This window comes from Psychromonas sp. MME1, from assembly GCF_041080865.1.
In the GTDB taxonomy this organism is placed as follows: domain Bacteria; phylum Pseudomonadota; class Gammaproteobacteria; order Enterobacterales; family Psychromonadaceae; genus Psychromonas.
Map to the genome: position 1 here is coordinate 2,960,279 of NZ_CP160906.1, position 13,053 is coordinate 2,973,331.

The window sequence follows — 13,053 nt, forward strand, 5'->3', positions numbered from 1 at the left end:
TTTTGCAACATTAACATTTTTTACGCTTTCATTATCACTAATGAGTTTATATATATGTAAACGATACAAGGGATGATAACGATCACTGTTGAGAGTCATTTATGCGGTAATTGGTATTATAAATCTAGTGTTATTGAGGGGAGGGTGTCTGCTGGGCGAGCACAGCAAAGTAAAACTTGCCCCTCTTCTGGTATATAGCCGAGTGTTTTTGTATAGCTCACTTTACCTTTTTCGATATGACAACGACAAGCCCCGCAGTTACCGGTTCGGCAACTATACATCGGTTTTATCCCTTGTTTTTCAGCAAATTCTAAAAGTGAGCCTTCTTCGGGTGTCCAGATAGCGGTTATATTGCTGCTAGAGAAGTGAATTTCAGACTTTTTTGCTATTGGTAAAGTGGGGGTATTATTCTCTTCTATTGAGCCTTCTCCAAAAAACTCATAAAAAATGTTGGATTTATTGACGCCTGTGATCCTTAAGCCTGTATAAAGAGAACGCATAAATGACTCTGAACCACATAGGTAAAAATCAAACAGGTCAAATGGCAGAATTCTTTTTAGTAGCTCGATGTTTATTCGGCCAGTAGTCGAGTCATTACCAGCTGCTGCATCAGTGCTTTTGGGTTGAGAATACACGCTATGAATATGCAACCAGTGATGCTGTTTAGTGAGTGTTGTTAATTCATTAGTAAAAGCATGAGTTTCAGGGTTTTTAGTGCCGTGTATAAACCAGACGCTGCGTGGTGTAGCTCCATTTTTAATATCGCGAATGAGCCCTTGTAGCATGGCTATCATTGGCGTAATGCCGACACCCATTGAGAGTAAGACGATAGGATTATCATTGGCGTTTAGGGTAAACTTCCCTGCAGGTTGACCAGCATAAATTATGTCTCCCGTATTGAGCTGATCGTGCAATATCCTTGAAACTAGTCCGTTTGATTCACGTTTAACAGAAATTCTATAGGTGTCATTAGCTGGGGCTCTTGATAAAGTATAACTGCGAAAAATGGGGGCGTTAGCGTCATTTGGTTTAATACTAATGGGTAAGAATTGACCTGGTTGATATGCTTTTAATACAGAGTTATCAACGGGAGTGAGGTAAAAGGAGGTTATGTCGAGGCTTTCTTTTATTTTTTGCGTAATTATAAATGCTTTTTGATCGAGGCATACATCTCGGTTTTCTTGCCAGATACCGGTGTGAAATAAAGATGGAGACAATTCTTTTAACACACCCTGTATTGGCAAAAAGTTGTCAAGGTAAATACTATTGCGAATTTTGACTGAAACAATCCGCTCAGCACCTTCAAATTCGATTGCCGCACTTTCATCCCAAATGATTGTGGCTTCACCGGTAAGGAATACAGTTTCACCAGTTGAATAGTTAGGAATAAATAGGCCAACGCGGCCATCGGATTCTATATTACCCAGTGTGTTAAAGAAGCGATTCCCGCTAAAATCAGGAAAGTATAGTGTGTCGCCCTCTACTTTTATAAAACCAGGTTTGCCCCCACGATGGGACGCGTCGATGCCATCTCTTTTATCGGTTGAAAAAAAACGAGTGCGCGAGGCAATAAAAAACGTATCGGCAGATTCAAGCAATGCAAGGGAAGTGGGGGATAGTGTTTTTTCAAGTGTTAGGGTAGAGATATTTAAATGCCGTAAATGGCTTTTAGTCCAACTTAATTCTCGCTTTTGAATGTATTGAGGGCAGTTACCAAAGCTTTGTTCTACTACAATTGAAAAGCCCGTTGGGTTAATGTTTTTAATTACCCCATTCATGCGGTTACGGCGGCGAGTATGCGAGTCTATACCCACAAGGCCTATTTTCTGATTGTTTGTAAAATTAAGTTTAAAAAGATCCGTAAGCGCAGGGAGTGTTGCTATATTAAGTGTTTTTTTATCTGGTGATTGGATAAAACCAGGTTTATCGAATAATGGCATAGCCCATGGATAACCATCATGATCTACGAGTCCAATGATCACCATCGGTAAGTTAGTAAAAAACTCTCTGTGTTGATCTGGCATAGCTGCACGTATAAAACCCTCACTAGATCGAGAAACCATTTCGGCAATGCCCAGCTTCTCTTGGATTGCAATTTCAGCGTCGTGAAACTGAGATTTTTTTGTGCTAGGCATAGTTGGCTCCATTTTTTATACGGGTATCTTGAGTAAGTTTATGCTTTTGGAAGCGCTGAGCGAGCCATGGCGACAAAACGTGGATGCGCTTCAACACGTTCAAGCCATGCTTGAATTGCATGGTAGGGAGCCAGTGAGACGCCCCCCTCTGGGACGTGTGAAATATAGCTGTAACACGCAACATCAGCCAAAGTGATCGCTTCACCAGCTAGATAATTGCGAGTTTTCAATATAGCTTCAATTACTGAAAAAAGTCCCCCCGTAATTTCTTTGGCTTTGTTGTAATCTAAATCCGCTGCGAAGACTTTAACTAAACGAACAGCACAAGGCCCGTAAGCTATTTCACCGGCTGCTACAGACAACCAGCGCTGTACTTCCGCTGCTTTAATCGGCTCTTCTGGATACCATTCATAACCCTCATTATATTTTTTATATAAGTAAATCATTATTGCATTTGAATCAGATAGTGTGACACCGTTGTCATCAATAGCGGGTACTTGTCCAAAAGGGCTTATTTTTAAATACTCGGGTGTTTTGTGTGCACCGTTAGCCATATCTAATCAATCGTTTCGTATGGAATATCCAACAGTGCTAGCATTAATTCTGCGCGGTGACAGTGACCGGAAATAGGGTTACGATACAATTTTATTGGGCTACTATTTGTAGGGAATTTTATGTTCATAATATTAACCTCTCGCTAAGTTATTAAAATATAATGTTTTCTAAAGTTCAGTGGTTATAATCCCAAGTCGCTTAGGCTTTGGTGGTTATTAGGTCGATGTTCGGTTTCCCAGTGAAGTAAGCGTTCACTGTTTGCGATAGGGTGTTCATTAATGCTGGCGATGCGACGGTGCATTAAGCCATCCTCTGCAAATTCCCAGTTTTCATTGCCATACGCTCTAAACCATTGTCCGGAATCATCATGGAATTCATAAGCAAATCGCACGGCAATACGATTTTCAGTAAATGCCCAAAGTTCTTTTATTAAGCGGTAATCAAGTTCTCGAGTCCATTTTCGGGTTAGCAAAGCCTCTATTTCTTCACGTCCCTGAATAAATTCGGCGCGATTACGCCAAAGACAATCTTCGGTATAGGCTAATGCGACCTTTTTAGGATCACGGCTATTCCAGCCATCTTCTGCTAATCGAATTTTCTGAGTGGCAGTTTCTAGGTTAAAAGGTGGAATTGGTGGTCTTGACATTGTGTATTCCTCTTTTTTCAATGTTTGGGTGGTAATGCATGGTCATTGATATACGAGATATAAATATTTACTATTTCGTAATTCTACATAGGAATTTTAGTTTGTTATCAAAGAGAAATAATTACATAAAATAGGAAAACACTATTTCATTTTATGGAATAAAAATAAGAGTGTTATTTGGGATAGCAAAATATTCCGATATCTTTTCAGGGGCACGGACAAAATAAAATTATGTTCGATAGTTTTTCGATTCATGCGCAGTAGCGGCTTACTTAGCGGTGCGATAGGAGTATATTAGGCAACAATTAGCTTGCATTTATTTTGCTATTAGAAGAGTTAGTCACTGTAATCAATGGCTTTTAATATTCTATTTTCCTAAAAAAGGATAAAGACTATGTCCATGTTACTTCAACATACAAAGTTAGGAGGGCATCTTGAGGTAACATGGGTATATATTATGCGTTATCTAATGCGCTAATTGCTGCTAAAGGTTCTGCTCGATGGGTGTAGTCTGCATTTATATCAGCAAATACGACTTTACCCGTTTTTTCGATAACGTAAGTTGCCGCGAGTGGTAGTTCAAACACACCATTGCCGTTGTGTGCTTCCAGATCAATACCAAAACTTTTGTAAATTGGTCTTAGTGATTCAGGTAAAGTAAATACCAAATCCAGTGTTTTAGCAAAAGCCGATTTAGGATCGGATAATACGGAAAATTTCAGTGAGTTTTTTTCTATTGTTGTAAGTGATGCATCGGGTAGTTCAGGGGTAATGGCCAATAGATTGGCTCCTCGTGCTTTTATTTCATCCAATATTTGTTGGTATGCTCGTAGCTCTAAGTTGCAGTAGGGGCACCAGCCACCTCGATAAAAGGTTAGCACTACAGCCCCTTGAGATAATTTATCAGACAAACTTACCGCATTACCGAGTTGATCTGTTAGTGTGAAGTTAGGAAATTGATCGCCAACTTTTGGGGCGTATTGTGCTACTGATGAAGCCTTCAATTTTTCTGTTTCTGCTAACATAATATGCAGCTTTTCAGTCGGAATATTTTTAGCATATGCTGTGCGTATTTCGTTTAGTTGTTTTTCCAAGCTCATAGTAACTCCTTAGTGGTATCAAGTTATTAATGTTTTTGAACGATCATTCAAAATACTAATGGCTTGAAATGCATGAGTCAATAGTTAATTTTGAATAGTTGTTCAAAATAGTATTAAATAGCACTAAATTACTCAGAGGTTTAACGTAATGGCGAATAAAAAATTTGATGCAGATATTGTACTAGAACAGGCTCTAGCTACTTTTTGGCGATATGGTTTTTATGGCACGACTATACCTCAATTGGTTAAAGCGACGACTCTGCGTCCAGGGAGCCTTTATCGTGAGTTTGGAAATAAAGAGGCTCTGTATAAGCGAGCTTTGAGTCGATATACCGAAAAGACGATTGATAATATCAACCAAGTTATCAGTGAAAGTAGTGATGTACTTGAGGGGGTGTTGAAAATTTTAAAGGGGTTGCAAACGAGTGCTAACTCTGACTCCTATTGCGGATGTTTTTTAATTAAAAGCCAACTTGAATTATCAGCGCACAATCCGAAAGTTTCTGCTTATGTATCAACTGAGTTAGCGCGCATAGAAGAAAATTATAAGTGTCAGCTGATGCATTTTTTCACTTCAGCGCAAAGTAAGCTGTATGCCAAGCAATTGATGATCGTAATCTTTGGATTAAGGGTTGATGGCTATCAAAAAAATCAATTGGAAAATAGTGAGGAGTTATTGCTGGGATTATTACCTTGGCTGGGTAATGAATATCAATGCTATTAATACCAACTCCTATAATTATCTATCCATTAATATTTGTTAATTAGCATAAATAGTTACTCCACTTGATACCTTGCTATTATCCATTTTTTCTCTGCCTAAATAGATAATATAATTACAGGTTTTCCTATAAGTTGCGTGGGGGATAAGGTTGTATTTTATGGCCTTTAGTATGGTCATCATAATGCGATTATTAAGTATTTCATATTTTTAAACGGATAAGGGTTGTGAAGTAAATGGATAAATTACAATCAATAAAGGTCTTTATAGAAGTCGCTAAATGCCAGAGTTTTTCTGAGGCGGCATTAACTTTAAATATGTCTGCGCCCGCAGTAACAAGGGCGGTAGCTGCCTTGGAAGATAGGTTACGTGTTAAGCTTCTGAATCGCACCACAAGACTTGTTAGGTTAACCGCGCCAGGTCTGCGTTTTTTACATGATGCAGAAAATATATTAGAATCCCTTAATGAGGCAGAGTGTGCTGCATCTGGCGTTTACTCAAAACCAGCGGGAACATTAACGGTTACTGCACCGGTGTTGTTTGGCCAAAAATATATAATGCCAATAATACAAGAGTACTTGGATACTTACCCCGATGTACGAGTAAAGGCCGTTTTTTTTGACCGTGTTACCAGTTTATTAGAAGAGGAGTTGGATGTTGCAATCCGCATTGGTTATCTAAAAGATTCAAGTCTTTATGCTACACAAGTGGGGCAGGTAAGGAGAGTTGTTTGTGCATCGCCTAGATATTTTATACATAAAGGTGTTCCCATGCACCCAAGTGATCTTGCTGACCATGATATTATTTATCCAGAGACTTATGAAAGCAGGCCAGAGTGGAAATTTCAACATCAAGGTGTGATCGAGACGGTTAAGTTAGAGCCTCGTCTATCTTGCAATCAAAATGCGGCTGCATTAAAGGCTGCGTTAGATGGTTATGGTATAACTCGGTTAATGTCTTATCAAGTTGCACAAGAGCTGGCAAACGGCACTTTACAAGATGTACTAACAAGCTATGAAGGTGAGCCTCTTCCCGTAAGCATTTTACACATAGAAGGTCGTCGAACGAATGCAAAGATAAGAACTTTCATTGATTTAGCTGCTGCGCGTTTGAAAAAGTCGTTAATATTTTAAACTTACCCACTTTAAATAGGTCGCTTTCATATACTGAATATAAAAATTTTATTTGTAGAATGCGGGTATGGTAACCATCACTGTGATAAAATTTACAATTAAAACAATGAGGTAATGCCTGTATGCTACTTATGATTGATAATTACGATTCATTTACATATAACTTGGTGCAATACTTTGGTGAATTACAACAAGAAGTTATTGTTAAAAGAAATGATCAAATTAGTATCCAAGAAATTGCCGATTTAAACCCCGACCACATTGTCATCTCCCCGGGCCCTTGCACCCCTAATGAAGCGGGTATTTCTTTGCCTGTTATAGAACGTTTTGCTGGGAAAATTCCTTTACTAGGCGTCTGTTTAGGGCATCAAAGTATTGCTCAAGTGTTTGGTGCGCAAGTCGTGCGTGCGCAGAAGGTTATGCATGGTAAAAATTCATTAATTAACCACGATGGAAAGGGGGTCTTTACTGGATTAAGTTCACCCTTAAATATAACGCGTTATCATAGTTTAATTGTTGAACCTAGTACCTTACCAAGCTGTTTTGATGTTTCAGCGCATGTTATTGGTAGCAATGAAATAATGGCTATTCGTCATAAATATTTAGCTCTTGAGGGGGTGCAATTTCACCCTGAAAGCATCATGTCTGAACAAGGTTTACAGTTACTGAATAATTTTATTAAACAGGGTATTGGTTTCAAAAAATAAGTGCGTATATTATACGCCTATAAACAGTTGATTATTTATCTTTCATCCCTATACAGTTAAAAGGCTCCATTATGTCAAACACAGAAACCACTCGTGCACTTTTCGATCAAGTAATGGTGCCCAATTATGCGCCTTTGAATATGATCCCTGTACGAGGTGAAGGCTCTCGAGTTTGGGATCAAGAGGATAAAGAATACTTAGATTTAACCAGCGGTATCGCGGTAAATGCGCTCGGACATGCTCACCCTGAATTGGTTAGTGCATTAACTGAACAAGCGAAAAAAATATGGCATGTGAGTAATATTTATACCAATGAACCTGCATTATCATTGGCACAAAATTTAGTCGAAAATACCTTTGCTGAAAAAGTGTTTTTCGCAAATTCAGGCGCAGAAGCGAATGAGGCTGCATTAAAACTGGCACGTCGCTTTGCTTGTGATAACTATTGCGCGGATAAAACAGAAATTATTGCTTTCTATCAAGGCTTTCATGGGCGAACTTTTTTCACCGTCACTGTTGGTGGACAAGCCAGTTATTCCGACGGTTTTGGCCCCAAACCAGCTGATATAACACATTTACAATATAATGATTTAGCAGCTTTAGAAAAGGCTATTTCAGATAAAACCTGTGCGGTTATTTTAGAACCCTTACAAGGGGAAGGTGGGGTTTTACCCATCGACAAGAAATTTGCGCAAGGGGTACGTGATTTATGCGATAAATACCATGCCTTAATGATTTTTGATGAAGTGCAGACGGGGATGGGGCGTACGGGTGAGTTATTTGCCTATATGGGCTTGGGGGTAACGCCAGATATATTAACCTCGGCAAAATCATTAGGTTCAGGCTTTCCTATCTCTGCAATGTTGACCTTAACGAAGTATGCGCAGAGCTTAACACCGGGTACTCATGGCACCACCTTTGGTGGTAACCCATTGGCCTGTGCGGTAGCAAACAAAGCCTTTGAATTAATTAATACGCCACAAATGTTACAAGGCGTAAAAGAGAAAGGGGTGTTAATACGCCAACTATTAGCTGAAATTAATGATGAATTTTCCGTTTTTCAGGAAATTCGTGGTGCGGGATTATTAATAGGTGCGGTATTGAATGAATCCTATCAAGGGCGTGCTAAGGAATTTTTAACCGTGAGTGCCGAAAATGGGTTGTTGGTGCTGATTGCGGGTGCGAATGTGATCCGTTTTGCTCCTGCATTGAATATAAGTAATGATGAAATTAAAGAAGCGCTGCTTAAATTCAAGCAAGCGGTAAAAGCGGTTGTTGTAAATAAATAAAAAAAGCAATGTTACAGCATAGGCTTTATACTCTTAGGGTAGAGTAAGAAAAGAATAATTCACCCCTTTAATAATGCTAAAATAACTCTTATTAAAGACTGGTGGTGATAATAAATAAGTGCAGGTCATTAGCGCCTGACTTAAATACAGTATTATGAATTGGGAGCTCAAAAATGAGACGCGAATTAGCAATTGAATTTTCTCGAGTAACAGAGGCAGCAGCCTTAGCGGCTTATAAATGGTTAGGAAGAGGCGATAAAAATACAGCAGATGGCGCAGCGGTAGAAGCTATGCGTTTAATATTCAATCAAATTGATATTGATGGTGAAATCGTTATTGGTGAAGGTGAGATAGATGAAGCGCCAATGCTTTATATTGGCGAACATGTTGGAACGGGTAAAGGGGATGCTGTTGATATAGCAGTAGATCCTATTGAAGGCACTCGTATGACGGCGATGGGACAATCGAATGCCTTAGCTGTATTAGCTGTTGGTGAAAAGGGTAGCTTTTTACGTGCTCCCGATATGTATATGGAAAAACTCATTGTTGGGCCAAATGCAAAAGAAGCGATTAACTTGGAGTTATCTTTAGAGCAAAATTTAAAATCAATCGCATTTGCTTTGGGTAAATCGCTAACTGAGTTAACCGTTGCTACCTTAGCAAAACCTCGCCATGATCGTATTATTAAAGATATGCAAGGATTAGGTGTACGCGTATTTGCTATTCCCGATGGCGATGTCGCTATCTCTGTTTTAGCCTGTATGCCAGATAATCAGGTTGATGTATTGTATTGTATTGGTGGCGCTCCTGAAGGCGTTATTTCTGCTGCGGTAGTGCGTGCCTTAGATGGTAATATGCAAGCGCGTTTAATCCCAAGACCGATGGTTAAGGGGCCTACAGAAGAAAATATTCGTATTGGTAAAGAAGAGGTTGAGCGCTGCAAAGCAGTGGGTATTGAAGTTAATAAGGTATTGAAATTAGAAGATTTAGTTAAAAATGATAATGTTATCTTTTCGGCAACGGGGATCACTAAAGGCGATTTAGTTGAGGGAGTTGAAAAAATGGGTCGTTTAGCGACGACTGAGACACTATTAGTTCGCGGTAAATCTCGAACCGTTCGCCGTATTCGCTCAACCCATTATTTAGACCGTAAAGATCCTAAATTAAAAGAGATAATTCTTTAAGCTAATGGCACATGATCAAAAAAGGCACTTTTAAGTGCCTTTTTTATTTACGTAGTTTGACGCTTTCAACTTGATGATCGGCTCCTTTGGTGAGTATCAAGTTCGCTCTATCACGTGTTGGACGAATGTTTTTATCAAGATTAATACCATTGATTTCATCCCATATTTTGCTCGCAATCCCTATCGCTTCTTGTTCCGACATTTGTGAATAACTATGGAAATAAGCTTTTGGGTCGGTAAAAGCACCTTCTCTTAACTTTAGAACCGCTGGATATACCATTGTTTAAGTAGATTGCTGTCAGCATCAACAAAAATTGAAAAATCGACAAAGTCAGAGACAAAAACGCGATGTGAATGTTCGGGGTAGTTAATTGCACTTTGTAATACGTTTAACCCCTCTAAAATAACAATATCGGGTTTTTCAATACAGACCTTTTTATTGGGTAATATATCGTAACTCAAATGTGAGTAAATCGGGGCTGTAATTGAATCCTGACCAGACTTTATTGCTGCAACAAATTCAATCAAGGCCTTAATGTCAAAGCTTTCTGGGAAGCCTTTTTTATGCATAATATTACGTGTAACGAGATACTTATTCGGACGTAAAAAGCCATCTGTGGTGACTAATGCTACTTTGGGGTGTTCAGGCCAACGTGATAATAGTGCTTGTAATATACGTGCCGTTGTACTTTTCCCAACCGCAACACTCCCCGCTATACCGATAATATAAGGAACACTATCATAGCCAGCATTTAAAAATTTATCGCGCACCGTATGACGATATTGTTGCGCTTCGACATAAAGATTGAGTAAACGAGAAAGGGGCAGGTAAATATCGATGACTTCTTGCATCGATAAGGATTCATTAATCCCTTGTAACTGTAATATTTCTTCCGCTGAGAGGGGGAGCTCGACGTTATCGCGTAAGTTTGCCCATTGTGAACGTTGAAAATGCAGATAGGCACTGTGATTGTCGAGTTGGTCTAGCGACTTAGCTGAGCTCATTCGTCGATTTCTCTGCTTCTTGTTCTATGTAAATTGAATCTGCATTGCCTTTCGGATCATCACTGTAAATATGATATTGGCTCGCAGGTTTTATCAATTGTTCGAAAAGATTGACTAATGCTTCTTGGGATTCTTCTATATTGGCTTGATTTACTAACCGAGTGAAGGCTGCATCAAAGTCACTTTCCACCCAACAGGTATAATCATAGAGTTCTAAATAAGCTTCCTGTAGAAGGTAAACGCCTTCAATAAGGACAATTTCAATATCAGTAAAATCATACTCAACGGTGCGAGGATGGTTCACATCGTCAAGCGTTACAGATGTTGTTACGCTAGAGAATAGCTTTAATGGCAAAATCAGTTGTTCAATCATCTCATCATAACGATAGGCGTTGAGATAATATTCTTCTGGGCTGTTCATTACATTAAAACGTATGTTTTCAGCGGCTTCCCAATCATCACCATGGACGATGGCAACATTAATACCTTCAAGGCGCAGAGCTTGTGCTATTTTTTCTGTTAATGCGCGCTTGCCGCCGCCTTCAATACCACTAATCGCGATAATTTGCGCTTTGCTTGAGGCTTTTTTGTTGTGTAGATCGCGTAAAACAGATTTTATTTGTGCTGCGTTATTAAACACGGTTTTCAAGGGGCAGACTCCTTATGTAATAGGCTGCCATTATGCCACAAAACTAAGGTTGTACAAAAAGGCCACCACTGTGGCCTAGGGGATAAACAACATTAATCTGTTTTTTTAGTTAAGAAGCTAACTAAAGCAATAAATTCCTCATTGCTTCTAACAGAACCAGTATTGACTTTGTATTTACCATTAACAATAACGGTTGGTACGCCTCGGATTTGAAACTCTTCCGTATTGCGTTTCATTTGTGATGCGAGTCCACTAACCGGGAAGCTTGCTAATGCCGCTTTTGCTTCTTCTTTAGAAACACCCGCTTTTTCAAAGGCACTTAGTACATCATTTTCGCCATTGATCGCTTTACGTTGCGTATGAAGTTGATCAAAGAATATTTCTGCTACTTTATCTTCGACCTGAAGCATTTCTGCGGCTGCATAGGCACGAGTTAGTAGTGGCCCCATCTCTTTACCAAGGAAATCAACATGGTTCTTTTTAACTTCGACGTTAGCGGGCAAATCTTTTTTAAGCATCGTTATTAATGGTTCAAATTGAAAACAGTGTGGGCAATAAAAAGAGAAAAATTCCATCACTTCAGGCTTTTCTGTCGTCGTTTGTTTAATGACTTCGTAGTGAGTGCCTTCTTTGAACTCCGCTGCCTGTGCTGTCAGCGGTAGTAAAATTAAAGCGAGAAAAAATGCAAAAATATGTTTCATTATTTATTCCTTTAGTAATTATCTGGATACGATATACATTATATTCACTTATTATACCAATCGGATTAAGTATGTGATCTAAATTTTGCGCAGGAAAAATGGCTTAATTTGAGGCGTAAGTTGACGCAAATGGTTGTTCCATTTGCGAAACTTACAACAAAAAAGTAAGTTATTTTAACCAGTAAAATAGATCAGCTATTTATTCTGATTGGTATTAATAGTCAGGCTGCAGAGAAAGAGGCTCCTGTGCAAGCAATGAAATTTGTTGTTGTAGTGATTGTAACAACTCTTTCCAATATTGTTCAGTTATAAACCATGGAAAACTAACTGGAAAGGCTGGGTCTGTCCAGCGTTTATTGATCCAACACAGATAATTTATAATACGCATACCGCGTAAGGATTCGATCAACCGCAGCTCTTTAGGATCAAAATCGAACTCTTCTTGGTAACCTTCTAGCAGCATTGATAGCTGTAATTGCTGCTCTTGTCTATCGCCATGTAATAACATCCAGATATCTTGAATAGCTGGGCCCATTTTACAATCATCAAAATCGACCAAATAAGGTTGCTCATTGTTCATTAGAATATTACTGGGGTGGCAATCCCCGTGTAATCGAATCTGCTTAGCTTGATAGCTTGATAGGGATGTTTTGATTCGCTCTGCGAGTAAATCTAATGCAGTGAATAAAGGTTGCCGTAAATATTTCGGGATCAGCTCACTCGTTCGCAATTCAAGTAACGGGGTTGATACCATGTTTTCTATAGTAAGAGTCTGGCGATAGATAAAATCCTTTTGCGCACCGATACGATGGACTTTTCCTAATGTGCGGCCAACCTCATAGAGCTGATCAATATTTTCAATATCCAGACTCCGTGCCGATAGGCTTTTGAATAGCGCAAAATAGTAGTGCTTAAATTGAAAGACTGTTTGTTGGTTAATGGCCACTGGTGCTGCAATATTACACCCTTGTTGCTGTAGTTCCTGACAAAATTGATGTTCTTCGAGCAACTGTTGGTCAGACCAACGCTGTGGTCGATAGAATTTTACTACATAACGAATCTTATTCTCATCGGTAAATAAAGAGACCCTATTTTCGTAGGAGTTGAGTGCGACTAACCCCGTTTCGGGGTAAATGCCGATACTCGCTAACGCATCAAGTTGTATTTCTGGTGTTAAAGATTGATAACTAAATAGCTTGCTTGTCATGGCTAACCTTAAAGAAAAGGT

Annotated in this window: 13 protein-coding genes and 1 pseudogene; 5 read left to right on the plus strand and 9 right to left on the minus strand. The window is 39.1% G+C overall.

Going from position 1 to position 13,053, the window contains the following annotated elements; translation table 11 throughout:
- Positions 1–116 precede the first annotated feature (116 nt).
- The 5 genes from AB2N10_RS13645 to AB2N10_RS13665 all read right to left on the minus strand — a co-directional run bounded on the left by AB2N10_RS13645 (position 117) and on the right by AB2N10_RS13665 (position 4,436).
- Positions 117–2,135 (minus strand): pyridoxamine 5'-phosphate oxidase family protein, encoded by a 2,019-nt coding sequence (locus tag AB2N10_RS13645; protein WP_354622908.1) that lies wholly within the window; start codon positions 2,133–2,135, stop codon positions 117–119.
- A gap of 38 nt (positions 2,136–2,173) precedes the next feature.
- Positions 2,174–2,689, minus strand: a complete 516-nt coding sequence (locus AB2N10_RS13650) for a glutathione S-transferase (RefSeq protein WP_369433970.1) — start codon at positions 2,687–2,689, stop codon at positions 2,174–2,176.
- A 2-nt stretch (positions 2,690–2,691) separates the two neighbouring features.
- On the minus strand, positions 2,692–2,817 hold the full coding sequence (locus tag AB2N10_RS13655; protein WP_369433971.1) for a hypothetical protein: 126 nt from the start codon (positions 2,815–2,817) through the stop codon (positions 2,692–2,694).
- Positions 2,818–2,871: 54 nt separating this feature from the next.
- On the minus strand, positions 2,872–3,336 hold the full coding sequence (locus AB2N10_RS13660; protein WP_354622910.1) for a nuclear transport factor 2 family protein: 465 nt from the start codon (positions 3,334–3,336) through the stop codon (positions 2,872–2,874).
- A gap of 455 nt (positions 3,337–3,791) precedes the next feature.
- On the minus strand, positions 3,792–4,436 hold the full coding sequence (locus AB2N10_RS13665) for a peroxiredoxin-like family protein (RefSeq protein ID WP_354622912.1): 645 nt from the start codon (positions 4,434–4,436) through the stop codon (positions 3,792–3,794).
- Positions 4,437–4,584: 148 nt separating this feature from the next.
- Here AB2N10_RS13665 and AB2N10_RS13670 point away from each other — a divergent pair, with 148 nt between their 5' ends.
- The 5 genes from AB2N10_RS13670 (at position 4,585) to glpX (ending at position 9,470) form a co-directional block, all read left to right on the plus strand.
- Positions 4,585–5,160, plus strand: coding sequence for a TetR/AcrR family transcriptional regulator (locus AB2N10_RS13670; protein WP_354622913.1), 576 nt, complete (start codon positions 4,585–4,587; stop codon positions 5,158–5,160).
- Between the two features lie 233 nt (positions 5,161–5,393).
- Positions 5,394–6,290: a LysR family transcriptional regulator gene (locus AB2N10_RS13675; protein ID WP_354622915.1), complete on the plus strand. Its 897-nt coding sequence runs from the start codon at positions 5,394–5,396 to the stop codon at positions 6,288–6,290.
- A gap of 122 nt (positions 6,291–6,412) precedes the next feature.
- Complete coding sequence (locus tag AB2N10_RS13680) at positions 6,413–6,997, plus strand: aminodeoxychorismate/anthranilate synthase component II (RefSeq protein WP_354622916.1); 585 nt, start codon at positions 6,413–6,415, stop codon at positions 6,995–6,997.
- Positions 6,998–7,068: 71 nt separating this feature from the next.
- Positions 7,069–8,286, plus strand: coding sequence for an aspartate aminotransferase family protein (locus tag AB2N10_RS13685; protein WP_354622917.1), 1,218 nt, complete (start codon positions 7,069–7,071; stop codon positions 8,284–8,286).
- 173 nt (positions 8,287–8,459) lie between these two features.
- Complete coding sequence (gene glpX / locus AB2N10_RS13690) at positions 8,460–9,470, plus strand: class II fructose-bisphosphatase (RefSeq protein WP_354622918.1); 1,011 nt, start codon at positions 8,460–8,462, stop codon at positions 9,468–9,470.
- Between the two features lie 43 nt (positions 9,471–9,513).
- Here the strand turns inward: glpX and coaA are convergent.
- The 4 genes and pseudogenes from coaA to AB2N10_RS13710 form a co-directional block, all read right to left on the minus strand.
- Positions 9,514–10,475, minus strand: a pseudogene (gene coaA / locus AB2N10_RS13695) (type I pantothenate kinase).
- Positions 10,462–11,115 carry a uridine kinase gene (locus AB2N10_RS13700; protein WP_354623464.1) on the minus strand — a complete coding sequence of 218 codons (654 nt, stop codon included), beginning with the start codon at positions 11,113–11,115 and terminating at the stop codon, positions 10,462–10,464. The pseudogene coaA and the gene AB2N10_RS13700 overlap by 14 nt, the downstream one beginning before the upstream one ends.
- A gap of 101 nt (positions 11,116–11,216) precedes the next feature.
- Entirely contained in the window at positions 11,217–11,825 is a 609-nt protein-coding gene (locus tag AB2N10_RS13705) for a thiol:disulfide interchange protein DsbA/DsbL (protein ID WP_354622920.1), read from the minus strand.
- 214 nt (positions 11,826–12,039) lie between these two features.
- Entirely contained in the window at positions 12,040–13,032 is a 993-nt protein-coding gene (locus tag AB2N10_RS13710) for a serine/threonine protein kinase (protein ID WP_354622921.1), read from the minus strand.
- Positions 13,033–13,053 lie beyond the last annotated feature (21 nt).